The 19,201-nt window shown below is 39.2% G+C and carries 18 protein-coding genes and 1 tRNA gene; 10 read left to right on the top strand and 9 right to left on the bottom strand.

Translation table 11 applies throughout. The features are described 5' to 3' along the window. Positions 1-804: 804 nt before the first annotated feature. The 3 genes from ACSZOX_RS08790 (at position 805) to ACSZOX_RS08780 (ending at position 3,739) form a co-directional block, all read left to right on the top strand. Positions 805-1,167, top strand: a complete 363-nt coding sequence (locus ACSZOX_RS08790) for a BlaI/MecI/CopY family transcriptional regulator (RefSeq protein WP_437919504.1) — start codon at positions 805-807, stop codon at positions 1,165-1,167. A gap of 3 nt (positions 1,168-1,170) precedes the next feature. Then, complete coding sequence (locus tag ACSZOX_RS08785) at positions 1,171-2,913, top strand: M56 family metallopeptidase (protein WP_437919503.1); 1,743 nt, start codon at positions 1,171-1,173, stop codon at positions 2,911-2,913. Between the two features lie 223 nt (positions 2,914-3,136). Further along, on the top strand, positions 3,137-3,739 hold the full coding sequence (locus ACSZOX_RS08780) for a trimeric intracellular cation channel family protein (protein ID WP_437919502.1): 603 nt from the start codon (positions 3,137-3,139) through the stop codon (positions 3,737-3,739). A gap of 196 nt (positions 3,740-3,935) precedes the next feature. Here ACSZOX_RS08780 and def read toward each other — a convergent pair whose 3' ends face one another. After that, positions 3,936-4,523 carry a peptide deformylase gene (def, locus tag ACSZOX_RS08775; RefSeq protein ID WP_437919501.1) on the bottom strand — a complete coding sequence of 196 codons (588 nt, stop codon included), beginning with the start codon at positions 4,521-4,523 and terminating at the stop codon, positions 3,936-3,938. A gap of 71 nt (positions 4,524-4,594) precedes the next feature. Between def and ACSZOX_RS08770 the strand changes: the two genes are divergently transcribed. From ACSZOX_RS08770 to ACSZOX_RS08755, 4 genes are all read left to right on the top strand, one after another. After that, positions 4,595-5,374: a hypothetical protein gene (locus tag ACSZOX_RS08770; RefSeq protein WP_437919500.1), complete on the top strand. Its 780-nt coding sequence runs from the start codon at positions 4,595-4,597 to the stop codon at positions 5,372-5,374. A 57-nt stretch (positions 5,375-5,431) separates the two neighbouring features. Further along, complete coding sequence (locus tag ACSZOX_RS08765) at positions 5,432-6,604, top strand: Gfo/Idh/MocA family protein (RefSeq protein ID WP_437919499.1); 1,173 nt, start codon at positions 5,432-5,434, stop codon at positions 6,602-6,604. 32 nt (positions 6,605-6,636) lie between these two features. Continuing rightward, positions 6,637-7,554 carry a tRNA (adenosine(37)-N6)-dimethylallyltransferase MiaA gene (gene miaA / locus ACSZOX_RS08760; RefSeq protein WP_437919498.1) on the top strand — a complete coding sequence of 306 codons (918 nt, stop codon included), beginning with the start codon at positions 6,637-6,639 and terminating at the stop codon, positions 7,552-7,554. A 68-nt stretch (positions 7,555-7,622) separates the two neighbouring features. Continuing rightward, the gene (locus ACSZOX_RS08755; RefSeq protein ID WP_437919497.1) at positions 7,623-8,117 is read left to right on the top strand and encodes a hypothetical protein; all 495 of its coding nucleotides are present in this window, start codon (positions 7,623-7,625) and stop codon (positions 8,115-8,117) included. 60 nt (positions 8,118-8,177) lie between these two features. Here the strand turns inward: ACSZOX_RS08755 and ACSZOX_RS08750 are convergent, their stop codons facing one another. From ACSZOX_RS08750 to ACSZOX_RS08720, 7 genes are all read right to left on the bottom strand, one after another. After that, positions 8,178-9,731, bottom strand: coding sequence for an Rne/Rng family ribonuclease (locus ACSZOX_RS08750; RefSeq protein ID WP_437919496.1), 1,554 nt, complete (start codon positions 9,729-9,731; stop codon positions 8,178-8,180). A 284-nt stretch (positions 9,732-10,015) separates the two neighbouring features. Beyond that, positions 10,016-10,849: a TPR domain-containing protein gene (locus ACSZOX_RS08745; RefSeq protein WP_437919495.1), complete on the bottom strand. Its 834-nt coding sequence runs from the start codon at positions 10,847-10,849 to the stop codon at positions 10,016-10,018. 6 nt (positions 10,850-10,855) lie between these two features. Then, positions 10,856-11,140: an HU family DNA-binding protein gene (locus tag ACSZOX_RS08740; protein WP_085473406.1), complete on the bottom strand. Its 285-nt coding sequence runs from the start codon at positions 11,138-11,140 to the stop codon at positions 10,856-10,858. A gap of 240 nt (positions 11,141-11,380) precedes the next feature. After that, complete coding sequence (locus ACSZOX_RS08735) at positions 11,381-11,842, bottom strand: hypothetical protein (protein WP_437919493.1); 462 nt, start codon at positions 11,840-11,842, stop codon at positions 11,381-11,383. Between the two features lie 72 nt (positions 11,843-11,914). Beyond that, complete coding sequence (locus tag ACSZOX_RS08730) at positions 11,915-12,328, bottom strand: hypothetical protein (RefSeq protein WP_437919492.1); 414 nt, start codon at positions 12,326-12,328, stop codon at positions 11,915-11,917. A 29-nt stretch (positions 12,329-12,357) separates the two neighbouring features. After that, positions 12,358-12,909: a hypothetical protein gene (locus ACSZOX_RS08725; RefSeq protein WP_437919491.1), complete on the bottom strand. Its 552-nt coding sequence runs from the start codon at positions 12,907-12,909 to the stop codon at positions 12,358-12,360. A gap of 39 nt (positions 12,910-12,948) precedes the next feature. Next, positions 12,949-14,127 carry an MFS transporter gene (locus ACSZOX_RS08720; protein WP_437919490.1) on the bottom strand — a complete coding sequence of 393 codons (1,179 nt, stop codon included), beginning with the start codon at positions 14,125-14,127 and terminating at the stop codon, positions 12,949-12,951. Positions 14,128-14,224: 97 nt separating this feature from the next. On the opposite strand from ACSZOX_RS08720, the gene ACSZOX_RS08715 reads away from it, so the two are divergent. The 3 genes from ACSZOX_RS08715 to ACSZOX_RS08705 all read left to right on the top strand — a co-directional run bounded on the left by ACSZOX_RS08715 (position 14,225) and on the right by ACSZOX_RS08705 (position 15,873). Beyond that, the gene (locus ACSZOX_RS08715) at positions 14,225-15,157 is read left to right on the top strand and encodes a glycoside hydrolase family 43 protein (RefSeq protein ID WP_437919489.1); all 933 of its coding nucleotides are present in this window, start codon (positions 14,225-14,227) and stop codon (positions 15,155-15,157) included. Between the two features lie 163 nt (positions 15,158-15,320). Next, positions 15,321-15,393: transfer RNA gene (locus tag ACSZOX_RS08710), tRNA-Lys, on the top strand. A 90-nt stretch (positions 15,394-15,483) separates the two neighbouring features. Further along, the gene (locus ACSZOX_RS08705) at positions 15,484-15,873 is read left to right on the top strand and encodes a DUF1398 domain-containing protein (RefSeq protein ID WP_437919488.1); all 390 of its coding nucleotides are present in this window, start codon (positions 15,484-15,486) and stop codon (positions 15,871-15,873) included. Between the two features lie 164 nt (positions 15,874-16,037). Here ACSZOX_RS08705 and ACSZOX_RS08700 read toward each other — a convergent pair whose 3' ends face one another. Further along, positions 16,038-19,193, bottom strand: a complete 3,156-nt coding sequence (locus tag ACSZOX_RS08700; protein ID WP_437919487.1) for a S41 family peptidase — start codon at positions 19,191-19,193, stop codon at positions 16,038-16,040. Positions 19,194-19,201: the final 8 nt, after the last annotated feature.

The raw sequence follows: 19,201 nt of genomic DNA, 5'->3' as shown, positions 1-19,201 counted from the left end.
GGGTTGTTCTTGTGCAGGGACAGGTCAGAGCTAGGTCTATCCTTGGGTTGTTCTTGTTCCGTTCTTAGGTTGTTCTTAGTCTGTTCTTGGGTTGTTCTTGCTCCATCCTTGGGTCATCCTTGTTCCATCCTTAGGTTATCCTTGTTCCGTTCTTAGGTTATCCTTGTTCCGTTCTTGGGTTGTTCTTGTGCAGGGACAGGTCAGAGCTAGGTCTATCCTTGGGTTGTTCTTGTTCCGTTCTTAGGTTGTTCTTAGTCTGTTCTTGGGTTGTTCTTGCTCCATCCTTGGGTCATCCTTGTTCCATCCTTAGGTTATCCTTGTTCCGTTCTTAGGTTATCCTTGTTCCGTTCTTGGGTTGTTCTTGTGCAGGGACAGGTCAGAGCTAGGTCTATCCTTGGGTTGTTCTTGTTCCGTTCTTAGGTTGTTCTTAGTCTGTTCTTGGGTTATCCTTGTTCCGTTCTTGGGTTGTTCTTGTTCCGAAGCTTGGGCAACAAAAAGCCATTCCAACTTCCTACCTTAGACCGGATTTACTTAGCGTTAATAGGGGGTTAGTAGGGGTATGACCCCTACTAACCCCCTACTAACCCCCTATTACCCCCCTACTATACCCCTATAAAACCCCTGTTAACACCGAACTTAAATAGAATTAAAGAATACGTTGATAATAAAAAAGCCCCTGTATTTTTTATAATACAAGGGCTCACACAAATGGCTTGCAAATAAATATGTTTTATTTCCCTTTTTATATTTGGAATATACGAAACACTTCGTACATTTGATTTACGAAAACATTCGTAGATAGAAATGAAACCGACAGATAGCGAAATGGAAATCCTGCAAATCCTTTGGAAAGAAGGGGAGAGCAGCGTACGCAATGTACACGAACAATTAAATAAAAAGGATGTAGGTTATACCTCTACACTCAAACTCATGCAAATTATGTTTGAGAAAGGAATGGTTTCACGAGACGCTACCGCAAAAACCCATATCTATAAAGCTAAATTAAGCAAGGAGCAGACTCAACATCAATTTCTAGATAAAATCATCGACACCGTTTACAACGGATCAACAGCTCGTCTTGTCATGCAGGCCTTAGGCAATCAACGCGCAAGCAAAGATGAGATCGACTTAATAAAAGAATACCTAAACAACCTTGAAAATTCTTAAGCTATGAATGCCCTCTTTCAAAATATCACGCATGCCTTAGGTTGGGGAATTGTACATTCTCTGTGGCAAAGTGCAGCCTTATATGTCCTTATATCGCTATTTTATATCCTTAAGCCGAACTTGTCTGCAAAGCATCGCTATCTGGTTGCTACCGCTGGACAAATGATAATCGTGCTCTTATTTCTAGGCACATTTTTGCACTCTTTAGATTTATCCGTCTTAACAAATAACCCGGTAAACATCATAGATATAGAAAAAGATGTATATGTTAATAACCATAATACGCCTGCATTCTTTGCTGCTATTGAGCCGATGTTTCCGATATTTAGCTCGCTATATGTTTTAGGCTTATTTATACAACTGATCTTTTTTGCAAACAGTTTTTCAAAACTGCGTTATCTCCGAACACGAGGTCTAAGCGATGCACCTATTACTTGGTTGGAATCTTTTCAGCAAGCATGCACAACATTACAGATTACTGAAAATGTCAAGTTGTATTTATCCGAAAAAATTTCAGTCCCTTTAACTTTAGGTCACTTTAAGCCCATTATACTTTTCCCATTAGCCTATGCCAACCAACTCGATTTGAATCAGGTCGAAACCATCTTGATACACGAGTTAGCACACATCAAGAGATATGATTATCTTTTCAACCTACTAAAAATAGCTGTAGAAACCATACTTTTCTTCAATCCATTTGTCTGGTTACTTTCGAAACACATCGAAGAAGACAGGGAGCATGCCTGTGACGACATCGTACTCTCTTTGATCCCTTCGCCTATTGCATACGCCCAAACGCTCCTTACTATCGAAACGTTAAGAAACGAAGAAACACGGATAGCTATGGCTGCGACTGGAACAAAACACCATCTATTTCATCGTATAAAAAGAATCACAAAAATGGAAAAGAAACATATACACACCAAACAACACCTCTTAGCAATTCTCTTAAGTTGCTCCGCACTTCTTACCATTGCCTGGATTGCTCCTTCAACGAGGTCCAACAGCACACAACAAGAAAACATTGAACATGCTGCTCTGATTCCTATACAGTTCAACTCTGCCATCGATACAATTGAAGTGATACAAACAACCAGCTCCATTAGAAACGATGTTGATACTGTTGGAGAAAAGTGTGAGGAAACGAGCATACAACCAACAGCAGTATCTGTACACTCGATCAAAACAGCACAAACGGACACCGACGAAGCCCAAGACAATATTCAGAAAGTAGAAAGGCAAGCGAAACGAATTGAAGCGTACTACAACTCTCCGGAATGGAAAGAACATATCGCTACAGTTGAACAAAATGCCCAGCGTATTGAAAACTACTACAATTCTTCTGAATGGAAAGAGCATATCGCTAAAATTGAGCAAAATGCCAAGCGAGTGGAAGATTATTACAATTCACCTGAATGGAAAAAACAAATTGCTAAAATTGAGCAAAACGCCAAACGCATTGAAGACTATTACAATATTACAATTCACCTGAATGGAAAAAACAAATTGCTAAAATTGAGCAAAACGCCAAACGCATTGAAGACTATTACAATTCACCTGAATGGAAAAAACAAATTGCTAAAATTGAGCAAAACGCCAAACGCGTTGAAGACTATTACAATTCACCTGAATGGAAAAAACAAATTGCTAAAATTGAGCAAAACGCCAAACGCATTGAAGACTATTACAATTCACCTGAATGGAAAAAACAAATTGCTAAAATTGAGCAAAACGCTAAACAGATAGAAAATTATTATAACTCTCCCGAATGGAAAGAGAAGGTAGAGCAACTCAAAGATTTTTATAAATCGTCTGAAGGCGAGGAAAAACAAACGCAGGAATAATATTATCATTTTTTCACACGAAAGAAGGAAACATGCTAAACATACAGCTGTTTCCTTTTTTTATGCCTCATTCATCCAAGAAATTGTATTTTTTATGTATTATTGCGTACCAGCAATTCTACCCCATGAATAATATATATGTTATTGATTTATTGGGAACCATGTTCTTCGCTATTTCGGGAGCCATGGCTGCCAATCGAAAGCATATAGATGTTTTCGGAGCTACTTTTACTGGTTTTGTAACCGCAATAGGGGGAGGCTCTTTAAGAGACGTTTTTTTGAATCTGCGTCCTGTATGGGTCGATGACGGTAATTATCTATTCGCAATTTTAGCCGGTGTTGTTATTTCGATACTTGCCAACAAACAGCTCGATAGACTGGCCCGAACCTTTTCATTTTTTGACGCGATAGGCATTGGATTTTTCTGCATCGTAGGGGTACAAAAATCATTAATATATGGAAGCACAGAGGTTGCAGCCATCGTTTTAGGGATGTTCTCTGCCGTTATGGGGGGAGTAATACGCGACACCTTAATGAACGAAACACCGTTAATTTTTCGTAAGGAAATCTATGCTACAGCCTGCTTATCTGGCGCTATACTATATGTTATTTTAGGATTATTGGGTGTTGATAGCACAACAAATGCCTTTTCTTCTGCATTCGTTATTTTTTCCATCCGATTAGCTGCAGTTAAATATAAGCTTTCCCTACCTGTAATCGGCGGTTAACTGATCTTTTTTCTAAAAAAATTTTTTTAGAAAAGCTTTTAGATAAACCGGCGAATAATTTTTAAACCGATTACTTGATTTTCTTTATCCCCGGAAACTTTCCAGCCTTTCAACTAAAATTCTACTCGTTTTCAACGTAGCAACTTTGAGAAAGATTTGATAACCATTAAATCTTATAAAAAAAGGCAGTTTAGAACTACCTTTTTTTCTTTAAATTGGGGAATCTCATTTTGTATCCCACTCGCACCGCACCTTTGGAAATAGACTCCAGCCTTCCTTTCAACATTGCTTTCTTTAAAGGACCTAACTTATCAATAAAAAGCTTTCCTTCTATATGATCGTACTCATGTTGCACAATTCGAGCAGCAAGACCACTTAATTTAACTTCTTGTTCTTCAAAATCTTCATCCAAATAGTTGATAAGCACTTCAGAAGGACGAAGGACTTCTTCATTTATATCTGGGATACTCAAGCATCCTTCGCTGAATGCCCACTTATCACCTGTCTCTTCCAAAATTATCGGATTGATCAACACCTTCTTGAAATCTTTCAAGGAAGGATCTCCTTCTCCATCTTCATCATCCTCCGCAAAAGGGGATGCGTCGATCACGAATAAGCGGATCGGTAATCCCACTTGAGGAGCTGCCAATCCCACACCCCGCGCAGCATACATCGTTTCAAACATATCATCAATGATCTGCTTCAGATTTGGATAATCCTCGTCGATCTCTTCAGCCTTCTTTCTCAAGATAGGATCGCCATACGCAACAATAGGTAACTTCATACTTTGTAATTTCTGTGCAAAGGTATTAATAATAATTAATACCGATTTAGATTGTACTAACTTTGTAGCGTATGAGCATAAATAGTACTCAAAATATAAACGTATTTATTGATAAAATATCACGGAGACTATCATCCGACTTTCAGGTGTACAAACAACAAGGTGTCACGATTTTAAATTTAGAAAAGCACGACACAACACTAATCATCTATCCAGCTTTCACAACGCTTCGCTTACCAAATATCGGTAAACGAACAATACACCTTGACGACGACCAAATCATGAATCACTCAGAAAAAATAGTCGCTAGATTAGCTTCATTGCTAGGGCAAGGTGATACAATCTTTGCCCGAAACACCGTCATCGCAAGAGTAGATAAACGCGTTACGCTAGAATTTCTTACAGAACATCATCTGCAATCGGCCTTACCTGGGAAATATCGATATGGCTTGTTTTATCAAGGAGAACTTTTGTCCATCGCTGTGTTTAGTGGTGGGCGACACATGCGCGATCAAGCTTCTGATTACCGATCGTTCGAATTATTGCGTTTCTGTCACAAATCAGGTTATCGTGTTGTAGGCGGCCTTTCAAAATTAATTAAAGCATTTGCTAAAGACTTCCAGCCAAATGATATTATGACTTACGTCGATAATGACTGGTCTCGTGATTCAAGTTTACAGACCATAGGCTTTCAAGAAAGGGGGCTAAGTCTGCCACAACAGTTTTGGATCGCCAACCACGAACGCCATTCATTTAGAACGCCAGAACAACTTCAAACCTTGCGTATTAATCTTCCAAATGGGTATTTAATCGAGAACCAAGGGAGTACAAAGTTGGTCCTCCAGTTATGAAAACCCAGTTGTGTTCTGTATATTTAGCCGACAAAAACCTTAAACGAAGACAATCTTATGAAACGTAAATTACGTATGGGTATGGTTGGCGGTGGTAAAGATGCCTTTATCGGGGCAGTACACCGCATAGCGGCCTTTATGGACGGAAAAATCGAATTGGTATGTGGAGCTTTTAGCATCGATCCAGAGATTTCCAGACAATCCGGTGAAGACCTATTTATCGCTCCAGACAGAGTATACGCCAATTACGAGGAAATGATAGCAAAAGAGGCCGCACTTCCAGAAGGCGAGCGTATGGATTTTCTTACTATCGTCACCCCGAACTTCCTTCACTTTGGTCCAGCCAAGCTGGCCTTGGAAAATGGCTTTGATGTCGTTGTCGAAAAACCGATGACTGTAACCCTTGACGAAGCCAAGGAATTACAAACTATAGTTGAAAAAACAGGCCGTACACTTTGCCTAACACATACCTACTCGGGATACCCTATGGTTAAACAGGCAAAAGCCATGGTCAAAGAAGGCCACTTTGGAAAGATCCGAAAAATTGTTGTCGAATACCCACAAGGTTGGCTCAGCCGCCTCTCTGAAAGAGAGGGAAATGCCGGCGCTGCTTGGCGTGCTGACCCTAAAAAATCAGGTCTTTCCTTGGTTATGGGCGATATCGGAACACATGCAGCCCATCTAGCAGAATATGTTACTGGTTTGCGTATCACATCACTTTGTGCTGATTTGACGACATTTGTAGAAGGCCGTTTATTGGATGACGATGGATCTGTTTTGCTACGCTTTGAAGATGGTGCTAAAGGAGTATTGATGGCATCTCAGATATCTGCTGGGGAGGAGAATGCGGTAAGAATTCGTATTTATGGTGAAAAAGGAGGACTAGAATGGGCTAATGAAGACCCAAACAATCTGATTATCAAAATGTTAGATCAACCTCGCCAAATTTACCGTACAGGTAATGCTTATGCAGCACCTTTCACGCTGAGTTCTTTTGCTACGCATAATACGCGCATTCCTGCGGGCCATCCTGAGGGCCTTTTGGAATCCTTTGCGAACATTTATAGAAATTTTGCTGCTACCGTAACAGCGAAACGTGAAGGCAGAGTTCCTAAAGCAGAAGAGTTAGATTTCCCTTCCGTACAAGATGGCGTAAGAGGTATGGCTTTCGTTCAAAATGTTGTGAAGAGCAACGAGAGCAACGAAAAATGGACTACTTTTGTTGTGTGATAACGTCAGCGAATAAACCAACGATAAATCAGGTGGAGAGACTAACTCCACCTGATTTATTATATATCATTCTAGGCCCTACAGCTTCTGGAAAAACCCAACTAGGCGTCGCTTTAGCCGAACGTATTTCCGGAGAAATTATCAGTGTCGATTCACGGCAAGTCTATCGTGGAATGAATATCGGCACGGGAAAAGATCTCGAAGAATATAAGCGTATTCCTTATCATCTTATCGATATTCGCGAGCCAGGAGAGAAATATGATATTACGCAATTTTTAACAGATTTTAAACAGAGTTACACAGATATCCTCGCCCGAGGTCGTCAACCTATCGCCGTCGGGGGAACGGGGATGTACATCCATTCGTTATTAAAGCCACAGCCCTATATGCATGTTCCTGTAGACAAAGACCTGCGGGACAATTTACAATGGAGGGAAAAAGACGATTTGATTGGCTTATTAACTCAATTTGAGATCCCCACTAATTTCCATATTGACACGAGTTCACATAAAAGACTCATACGCGCTATTGAGATTTTAAAGCTGCTGGAACAGGGCTATAGAATCGATGAATCAGCATCCAACTATCAGCCTATCCTATTTGGTTTATCTCCTTCTGTAGAAACACGAAGAACAAAAATAAGCAACCGTCTCACACAACGAATTCGTTCCGGCTTATTACAAGAAGTAGAACAATTAATTTCATCGGGTGTATCTCACGAAGATTTGCAGTATTACGGCTTAGAATATAAATACAGTTCTCTTTTTATCCTGGGAGAATTAGACAAAGCATCATTTTATTCGAAACTGGAAACAGAAATTCACCGGTATGCAAAACGGCAAATGACTTTTTTTAGAAAGATGGAAAAAGATGGTTTAAAAATTAACTGGCTGAAAGGGGAGAACACCGCAGACCGACTCGAAGAAATCATACAGCTAATGAATGCTTAAAATACCCCAAATGGGGTATACCACACCGTCTATTTTGTTTGTAATTTCAATCATTAAAAACAAACAAAATGAAACTAACCGATTTAAGAAGAACAATGCTTGCGATAGCGGTCATGTTCCTTTTTTGGCAATATGCGCAAGCGCAGCACACAGCTAATGCCAGTTCATTTGAAGGTGTATGGGCAGGACAATTGCAAGATGAAAATGAGGAAGTTCAATACCTTATCATTCGCATTATCAATGGCGACGCGAGCAAATATAGCTATAACGAAGAAAACAATTCTTTTGAAGCGAATACATTCGACCTAGAGAAAACGATGATTACGGGGAATAATGCTTCCTACACATGGATGAATAAAGGAGGGGTATGGACCGAAACGCAAACACATTTACTTTCCTATTTAAAACCCGGAGAACTATGGTGCCGTATGATCCGCCAAGTTACAAATGCGAAAGAGGATGAAGACAATCCAGGTATTAACAATGAATGGTCTACATATTATTATGGACGATTATCATACCATCGCTCTATAGAAGCTTTTGTGGCAAGTTTGGAAGAATAATTGGGATAGTATCTAATAAGAAAAGCAGCATAAAAATGCTGCTTTTCTTTTATTCATATTTTACAACTTAATTTCTTCGTCTTTGCTATTAAAGAATCGAAATTGCGTTAAATAATAGGAAGAGACGGTCTTTATTTTTATCCATTTCCCGTATTTGAAAAACCATTTCATTCTTCTTGAGAACAATCCTGACGTAATGTAGGCGCCTATATATGGATGTACACAAAGTGTTATTCCCTTTTCATTTTGTTCTTGTAAGATAAAACTCAAGTTATTTTCAATATCGTCTAGCAATACAATGCTCGAACGAATCTCTCCAGTACCTTCACAAGCAGGACATTTTTCATTTGTCACCACACTCATCTCAGGTCTTACGCGTTGCCTTGTTATTTGCACCAGTCCAAATTTACTTGGTGGAAGGATTGTATGTTTCGCTCTATCATTAGCCATACATTCCTTCAGATAACTATACAATTCCTTTCGATTGGTTGGCTTGTGCATATCGATAAAATCGATAACAACAATTCCCCCCATATCGCGCAAACGTAATTGTCTTGCGATTTCTTTTGCGGCCTCTTTATTGACCAACAACGCGTTTTCTTCTTGATTTTCTTTGCTAGCAATTCGATTTCCACTATTCACATCCACAACGTGGAGTGCCTCAGTGTGCTCAATCACAAGATAAGCACCACCTTGGAGGTTAACCGTTTTGCCGAAAGATGCCTTAATTTGCCTTTCGACACCAAAATGGTCGAATATAGGCTCTTTATGCTTGTAAAGCTTAACGATCTTCTCTAAATCAGGTGAAATTTCCTGTACATAAGATTTGACCTCATCATACAGTGCATTGTCATTCACATGAATATGCGCAAATTCATCTGTCAAGATATCACGAAGAATCGTAGATGCTCTATCCATCTCTCCCAAAACTTTATGGGAAGGTTCAGCAGTTTTAAGGCGTTTGGTAAAAAGTTCCCATTTAGAGATCAAGTCTAAAAGATCTTTCTGCATCTCTTCGACGCCTTTTCCTTCAGAAACAGTCCGTATGATAACTCCGAAGTTTGCGGGTTTAATACTTTCCACAATTTTCTTGAGTCTCGTTCGTTCAGCATTTCCTTTGATTCTCTTGGATATGGAAACCGTACTTGAGAATGGAACCAATACTACAAATCGACCTGCTATTGAAAGGTCCGAACTTAAACGAGGACCTTTAGTAGATATGGGTTCTTTTGCAATCTGTACTGGTAAAAGCACATTTCGACTTAAAATGTCAGAAATTTTACCGGCTTTATCAATATCCTTTTCAAGTTTCAAACTATTGAGCAACTTCTCTTGATAGCTGCCATTCTTTACTATACGCGTTAGCTTGAGCAAAGACTGAACCTGAGGTCCTAAATCCAAATAATGTAAGAACGCATCTTTTTCGTAGCCTACATCTACGAAAGCGGCATTCAGGCCGGGCATGATTTTCTTTATTCGCCCCAGATAAATATCGCCTACGGCGAAATTATTATCGGCCTGCTCCTTGTTCAGCTCAACAAGCTGTTTGTCCTGTAGTAAAGCAATAGTTACTCCCTTTTCGGGAGTAGAATCGATAATTAGTTCCTTTACCAACAGCTACTTTTTTAAGGCTTGATACAAACAAGTACCATCGGCCTGATGAAACATAAAAAACTTGTAATGAAAAAAAACAATCTATGATTCTACCGAAGTGAAACCATAGATTGTACAATGTCTTATGCGGCTTCAGCCAAAAAGACCAACAAGCTTATTTTTTCTTGTGTCTGTTTTTTCTTAAACGTTTTTTACGCTTGTGAGTAGCCATTTTGTGTCTTTTTCTTTTTTTTCCGCTTGGCATAGCTTTAATGTTTTTAAATGATTATAAATTAATATGTTAATTACTTACTTAGTTCCTCAATACGGCGATCGATGAACTGAGATAGGGTTGGATCAGCAGCTAATTCTTTACTTTTTTGAAAAGCAGAAATAGCTTCATTCTTCAGCCCGATATTTTCATATCCTGTTGCTAAGTAGAAATACGACTCTGCATCAGGCTTCAATTCGACAATAGTCTTAAATCTTTCGATAGCTTTGTCAAACTGACGAGATTGCAATGAAAACAATCCCAATGTTTTGTTTGCTTGAATATTCTTTGGATCCTTAGCGACTACTTCCCTCAATAAAGCAATACCAGCCATCGGATTATTGGTTCCTGTTACCATCGCAGCACCAAGTCCTGTTTTGGCATCTAAACTATTAGCATCTAACTCTGTTGCCTTTTCATAAGACTGAATCGCCATCTGATTTAGCGCTGTCGCCATTGCCGTATCCTGTAGATTCGTATATGCCGAACGAAAAGAATCACCCGCTTTTAACCAATATTCAAATTTAGGGGAAATTTTTGCCATTTCCTCATAAATAAATCCTTGAGGTGCATATTTGGCTAAATCGTCCCATTTTTTTGCAAGTTCTTCCAATAAAGGGAGCTTATCTTCTCCATCAGCAGCTGCAATCTTTCCTTCCAATGCCGTAATTTCTTGCGCCAAACTGGCGTTAATGGATTGTTTGGTAATTTCAGATACACGCTGGAAGTTGAAAGCCGACGAAGACTCGGTGGTAGTCGACGTTTCTGCTCCTTTATCTGCATTTACCAAACCTTTAATAGGCCGAGCGAGCAACACCCCCATAAGGGCAACAACGACTACGATTACTATTATTTGTTTGGTATTCATCTTGTTTTACTTGTTTCCTTGTTTAACCTTTTCAACAAAAACTTTTGCCGGTTTAAAGCTTGGCACAAAGTGAGCTGGAATGATGATAGCTGTGTTTTTCGAAATGTTACGTGCTGTTTTTTCCGCTCTCTTTTTTACTACAAAGCTTCCGAAACCTCTAACATACACATTTTCCCCGCTAATCATTGCATTTTTTACAACTTTGAAAAATGCTTCAACTGTTTCTTGAACATCTACCTTCTCTAAGCCCGTTTTGTTAGAGATCTCCGCAATAATTTCTGCTTTAGTCATATCTGTTTTTACTGTAATTATTTATTTCTCAACCCTTAACGCAATAGCAGTTTGGGGATGCAAAAGTATCTTTTTTTATTGATGATTAAAAATTTATTTCTGTTTTTTTAATAATCATGACGTTCGAGAAACTTTTAGGTATCAGATAGGTAGCAAAAAAAATACGATTAGTCGAAAAATAGATGTTAAAACGCAACAATTGTTTTTTTACTGACAGCTTATTTTTTAACCGAAAATTAATCAGTTCAGGTGAAAGTTTAATGGTATATTCAGATTAATCGATGCCGTGAAACCTTCAAGCGGCTTAAAATTGCTTTTTGTCTGCATGGCAAAGCCATAACCCAGTCCAAAATCGATAATCGAAAATACACCAATACCGATCTTTGGTGTCACGGTATAGGGAGTAATTTCCGCCTTGAGAAAGGGAAACAAAAGACGGTCACTAAGGTAATAAGTAAAGCCCAATTCAGGAATAACGGTGGTCTGTTCACGCATCCAGGAAAGGTTCGCCCCTGCATCGATTTTCATATATTGTTTATCATTCGGAGCAAACAATCCCCAACCAGAAAATTTCAAAAAATTCCCCCGCTGATACTGCCATCCAACAGACGGCCCCCATATCCACGTTTTTCCAGGAGCTGTTTGTGCAAAACCGATCCCTAATGAGCAACTAAAAAACAGAAGTAAAATTAGCTTCTTCATCGGCACTTAATTTTTCTATAAATTTATCATTCTTTCCTTTTACCCCAATTGGAAAACTCAGGAAAACAAAATCTATTTCCGTTTTTTTCCAAAAAGCAGTCTTCTTAACTGCAATATCCCCACCGTCATCCGGCGTTTAGAATTAAGATAAGGAATACTCATCACAACAAGCACTGAAATACAGGCGGCCGTTCCCAAGGCACCTCCATAACCATCAAAGTATCGACTTGTATTGATAAAAATTACTGCAAAAATAAGACCAGCAAATGCTATTCCCAGAAAAGTTGAAAGACGCTCGCTAGACACCATGCCAATAAACGAACTCCCTATAACTACAGCGGGCAAATTTTGAGATAAATGGGAGGGAAGTAGGTTTGGAAAAAAATAAAGCGCCCCAGAAAAAACTAGTGCAATAAGAGAAGATGCTCGTACAGGCCCTTGTTTTAGTTTTACACTTAGAAAATAAGTGGCTAGAGCACTTGTCATAGCAGTGATTATAACCAACAAAGAGGACATCATTTTTGATAATAGAAAATCAAATAAGCAAACAAGACTCCGACAAAAGCTAGGGTCCCTAACTTTCCACCAACGCCTCGTAACACGCTTTTGGATACAACAAGAAAGGTCGCTGTGAAGAACCCCGCAACCAATACAAAACCGATTCCATCGGCAACACGGGGGCTCGACATTCCCACAAAAGCACCGCAATAAAGTGCCGCAGGCAGCTGCTGAACGAAAGAAGATTTCTTCCAGATATTCGGTAACATCGATCCTAAAAAACCTATACATGCTGCTGAAAAAACAACACTAAGCCCTACATATCGACTAAACAGATAAGTGAGAACGGCTCCTACAGGAACCCAAATTGCGACACGCAATGATTCAAATTCATGTTCTTCTTCATGCTTTCTATACTTTAGGTAGGTATACGCTAATAGAATAATAATAGATAAAATAAACAGAGGAATAGTATAGGTCGCACTCTTCTCTCTAAAGATAGCGGACAAGAACAACAACTGCGCAACAAAGAGCAGTAACATTATACCATAGCGTATCCATTTTCTCATGCGATGTTCTACGTTATATTAAAAGCATACGTACATATTTTACTTTTTATTAAACACGGCAAGTCGGCTTGTCAGAAAAAACATAAGTAAACCGAAACAAGCATATACACCAAAGGAGTGACGTAAACTAAAGGCCTCTGCAATGTATCCGATCAGGGGTGGCCCCATTAAAAAACCTAAATAGCTCACACTGGAGACCATAGCGAGCGCTACGCCCGAAGAAATAGTTTTATGAGTGCCTGCCACAGAATAAACGGATGGAACATTACAGGCTACACCTAAACCAACCAACATAAATCCTATCGTACAGAGTACCAGTTGCGGAAAAATAACAGCACCCATCATGCCGGTAAACATCAAAATTCCGCTAATCTGTAGCGTACGTTTACGTCCTATTCGGCTTACTACCGCATCGCCTATAAAGCGCCCCGTGGCCATCATTACCATAAAAGAAGCATAACCTAAAGTTGTTAACGTATCAGGCGCATGTACAATTTCATGAAAATAGACACCACTCCAATCGAACATCGCGCCCTCGGTAGCCATACTACAGAAGCCAATCACTCCCAAAGAGATTAACAACCGATCAGGCTTGAAAGAAAATGATTTTTTTTCTGTATTTCCAGCTAAATCGTGAACGAGAAAGTTTCGGTTGAAGAAAATATTGAACACCAACAACGCACTGACAAAATAGAAATGTATAGCTGTAGACAAGTTTAAATTCAACGTCGCTAATCCAATTAACGCTCCCGTAAAACCAGCGATACTCCAGGAGCCATGAAAAGAAGACATGATTGACCTCTTATATATACCTTCAGCTAATACACCCTGGGTATTCACGGAGATGTTGCACACATTTCCAACAATCCCAAATAGGAGAAGGGCAGCCCCTAATTGCCAGGCATTTTGAGCAAAAGAAATTCCACAAAGAACAAAAAGATAAACGAATGCACCTATTGGGAGAATCTTATGACTGCCATACTTACTCACCAACTTTCCAGATATGGGCATCGTTAGAAGCTGACCAACAGGAAGCATCAATAAAACAGTGCCCAACTGTGCTTCCGTCAGCCCAAGTTGGGCTTTTATAATAGGGATACGGCTTGCCCAACTTGCAAAAGCTAAGCCTTGACCAAAATAAAAAAGGGAGACCGCTATCCGTATTCTTTGCCTATTTCCATAGGCATCGGGACTCGAAGAAGTGATTTGAGAATCCATGTCTGAGGTGATTTTCTCTGCAAAATTACATCAATTTTTGGATAAAAAATGCTAAACTTGTGAAACATCATAAACCAAAAATATTCGTATTACTAAAATGAAAAAAATCCTCTTTACCTTAAGTGCTCTAATGGCTTGCTCACTCTGCTTTGCCTCTTCGAAAGATAGTGTTTTCTTATTTTCCTATTTTATGGGAAACGGTGAAGACGGCTTGCACCTAGCCTACAGCAAAGATGGGTTCACGTGGAACAAGATAGAAAGACAAACAACTTTTCTTCAACCAGAATTAAGCCCAGATAAATTAATGCGCGACCCTTGTATTATTCGCGGAAAAGACAATTTATTCCATATGGTATGGACAGTAAGCTGGACACAAAAGGGCATAGGCTATGCCTCATCGCCAGATTTAATACATTGGTCGCCACAGCAGTACATTCCAGTCATGGAACATGAGGAAAAAGCAAGAAACACCTGGGCTCCTGAAATAACTTACGATCCCAAAGAAGATGAATATATGATCTACTGGGCCACCACCATAGAAGGCTCCTTCCCCGAAACACAAATTGATGAGGAAAAAGGCTATAACCACCGTATGTACTTCACAACAACCAAAGATTTTAAGACATTCTCAGAGACGAAAATTCTTTATGAACCAGGTTTCAACAGCATTGATGCAACAATACTTCCGTATCAATCGAAATGGTTAATGTTTATTAAAGATGAAACTCGGGTTCCTCTCCAAAAGAATTTGAAAATAGCTTTCGCAGACAATCTGACAGGGCCATATAGTACAGCTAGCGCTCCAATTACAGGAAAATATTGGGCAGAAGGTCCCACCGCAATAAATATTAATGGATACTGGGTTGTTTATTTTGATAAATACACCGAACATCGCTACGGCGCCATCCGCTCAAAGGACCTCATACATTGGGAAGATGTATCCGATAAACTACATCTACCAAAAGGTTTACGTCACGGAACCGTTTTCAAAGCCTCAAAAGATGAGTTAGAAAAACTACTTCAGAAATAGCAAATTGTTTTTGCTTACAGCGATTTTTTTTCTTTGCATTTATGTACATAATATGCTGTTGAATACATAAGAAACAAAAGGGATACTGAAAAATAGGCGGTTAACAAAAAAACCAAAAAATGGTTGACATTTTATAAGATAGGTCTTACATTTGTCCTACTTCGACTTCGTAGCTCAGTTGGTAGAGCAACAGACTCTTAATCTGTGGGTCCTGAGTTCGAGCCTCAGCGGGGTCACGACAAAAAGCTTCACATGCGTGGAGCTTTTTTCTATTTAAACCACCCAGCAAATCACTATATTTACTACATATCTTAAAAATAGGCCTAATGTTTACCATACAACAAATTGAGGAAGCTCATCAAAAAGTGAAATCTGGAGCAGACTTTCCAAATTACATTCAAGAAATTAAACGCATCGGTGTCAAGCTTTTCGAGACATGGGTGCAAGATAGCCATACCGTTTACTATGGCGAACAGGGATTTGAAGCAACATCAGCAGCACAATACGATCCTCTGAACATTCAAGAGAAGTATGTCTCAACGGACTTTGAAACTTCACTCAAAAAACATCAACAAGGAGAGACTGATTACTTTACTTTTTGCAGAGACTGTGCCAGAAGTGGCGTGGAGAAATGGGTTATGAATTTAGAAGAAATGACTTGCGTCTATTACGACAAAAGCCAGTCAGCAGTTCTCCTAGAGCATATTCCAGAATAGGGATTTATTTCGTATTCAAAAAAAATTCTACCAAGCCTATTCAAGTTAAATTTCTCTAGTACAGCTATAATCTATTGGAAACTCTTCAAAAAAGCCACATCGTTCTTGGAATGATGTGGCTTTCTAAAACTTAAAAAACAAAGCTGAGAGTTTCTGCAGCTTTTCTATTTAAGATCCTTTAACAATTCTTCTACTGCGCGTTTCAACTGCGGATCGTCATCCTGTAAACGGTCGGCGACGGTATTTTTAACATAGATATCAGGGGTTACACCGGTAAGTTCGAGATCTTCTCCGTCTAACGTGTAACATCCCCATGCGGACACCCGATACATAGAGCCGTCCACAAGTCCTTTTGCTGAGGTGAAAATAATCCATCTGTAGGTTTCTGTACCTATTATTTTTCCAAGTTTTAAGGCTTTAAAGCCCGCAGCAGTCATCTCTGCATCACTGAGCGACTGTTCATTTATTAACAGCACAATAGGCTTGCCTGAAGGCGCAAAATTGCTTTGTGGAGCCCGTTTTCCACCTCTATACTGCCATGTTAAATAAGGTCGTTGCGAAAGGAAACGCAATACTTCATCATGAACATTTCCACCAGTGTTATACCTAAGATCCAAAATAATTGCTTTTTTATTATTTTCTTGTTCAACCATATCCATAAGGAAATTGTTTAACTCGTCCCCTCCCATATTTTTCATATGTGTATAGGCGATTTGGTTACTCCCTAGGCTATCTACCTTATTTTTGTTACTCTTAATCCACGCATCATAAAGCAAGTCTTTAAAGGAAGCTGTCCCTTGTGGTTTTATCAAGATCGATTTTTCCTTACCCTCTCGTTTGATGGTAAGCTGCATCTCGCCACTAAGAGACGGTTTGGTAAAATAGAAATCACGATCCTTTCTAGGATCAATAGTTTGCCCATCGACAGCGACAAGAATATCCCCAACACGTAAATCAACACCTTTTCGAGAGGCTGGACTATTAGCAACAATTTGACTGATTTCCAATGGATTTTCTCTGCTGTATAGAACGCCCAATTCATTGGTGACAAAGTTGAAGCTCTTGCGCTCTTCAGCGCCGACAGAATTAAAGCCTAAATGAGAAGAATTTAACTCCCCTAGCATATCGTTTAATAAGATACGTAAATCTGATCTATTATTAATGCCCGGTAAATAGGATTCATATGTTTGTTTAATACTACTCCAATTGACACCATGAAATCCTGCATCATAAAAATTTTCCTCTATCCCAGCCCAGGTTTCAAAAAACATTTGTCGAAACTCTTGTGACAAATCCTTATTAAACTTGAAGCTGATCGGCATTTTATCCATCCTATTCTGTTCAATACTATATTTTTGGATAACACCGCCACTCAGCGCATATATTTTACCTTCGACTTCAAACAGTTGACTGATACGAGCATCGCTTACTTTTTCTGTTTTATCTTCCTCAAAAGGTTTCGAAATTATACGGTAGAGGCCATATTTACCTTCATGATCAGAAGAGAAAAAAACATAGTTCTTTTCACCTTTTTTAAAAGCCAGTGGTTCATATTGACTTCCAGCGGATGGACTAACCCGGACTATTCTACTCCTAAGGTCCTGCGTATCGATTGAAACAAGAACTTTCTTCTCCTCTTTTGGAAGGTTTTTCTTGGTTGAAGATTCTTGTTTTTTATTTTTAGTACTATCGTTCTTTTCTGATGTTTTCTCTCCAAATAGTTCATCAAATTTATTTAATCGATAAGGTTCGTCAACGTTCTCCAACGCCATCCTGTAGATACTCGCAAATTGCATTCCGGTAGGATAGGAGGGCTTTGTACGATTACTTGCGAAGTAAATGTATTTGCCATCCGACGACCAACATGGGTTGGCTTCAGATACTCCGGTATTTGTCAAATTTGTTGTTTTTCCGCTCTCTATGTGATGTACAAAAATATCTTGCTCGAAATTCCGTACTGCAGTAAACAACACATATTTTCCATCCGGAGAAAAAGAGGGTGAGGAGTTTTGAAAGGCCCATATTTCATCCTTCACCAATAATGTACTTTTTAAACTCGTTAAATCCAATAAACGGACCTCATCCCGGCCGCTGAGATAAACCGCCTTACTACGATCTGGATTAAAGGTGATTTCTCTGTTGTTTCTTGAATCCTTCGTATGTTGCTTTACCATTCCTGAACCATCGGCAAGACGGGAGAACCAATTCAAATACCCCTGATCCGTCTGGTTAAAAACAAGCGTCTTGCTATCTTTTAGCCACTTGACTTCAATAACACGCTCTCCATCGTTTGGCATTTTACGAACGAATTTACCATCTATATCACTTACAAAAAGTTCCCCTCTTGATACAAAGGCGATCTTTTTACCGTCAGGCGCAACATCGAAATACGTTATGCTATTGTTAACGTCGAACTCTTTCTGCTTACCCAATAGCAGGTTTCTGTTTAGCTGTATTTTGACTGGCTTTGTGGTCTTACTTTTAACATCATAAAAAAATAGTTGGTAGTCTTTTTCGAAAACAACAGTCTGACCATTTGCAGAAACGAAAGGTCGTTTTATTGACGTTTTAAATTGTGTTAGAGCCAGTTTTTTTCCCTCATTCAGCGTATAGAGATTATATTCCCCATTGCCTTCATCAGAGGCAAAATAAAGGGTTCCATGTTGATCTACACTCGACCAAAAATCTTTTCCTATGTAATCCGTATACTGTTTAAATGATTTTTTTGATGGATCATAGCCATAAATATCTGGATTAAACGCGCCTTTGTATCGTTTTCTATTGGCCGATGAAAAACTCTCCCATGAATCATTAAACAGCAATTCTCCTGAAGGGGTTTCAACCATTCCGTGTATATAGTTGAAAAAATGAGGAAAAATCCTTTCAGCCGTTCCTCCACCTCTATTTACACGATAACTACTTAATCTATTATAACGTCCCGACGTAAAATAAATAAACTGACTATCCCAGCTCCAACTATCCACAAGGTCAGAACCGTCATGGTAGGTCAATTGTTGAATATCTCCGCCCTCCAAAGGCATGACATAGATATCCAAATTACCATTTTGATCGGAAGAGAAAGACAGCCACTTACCATCTGGAGATATTCTTGGAGCGATCTCGTTGCCTTCCATAGCGGTAAGTCTTGAAGCTATTCCTCCGGAACTAGACATCTTCCATAGATCACCTTCAAAACTAAATACCAACGTAGAAGCATCTGGGCTTAAGGTCGGATAAGAAAGAAAGGAGGGCTGTTCTTGAGCAATGGCATGTGCCCCCAAAGCGACTGCTGCAGCTATGGATAAGATATTTTTAATCATATATGTAG

This window comes from Sphingobacterium sp. LRF_L2, assembly GCF_965644235.1.
GTDB lineage: Bacteria > Bacteroidota > Bacteroidia > Sphingobacteriales > Sphingobacteriaceae > Sphingobacterium.
Note: the sequence above shows the minus strand (reverse complement) of the source record. Positions and strands in the feature narration are given on the sequence as shown.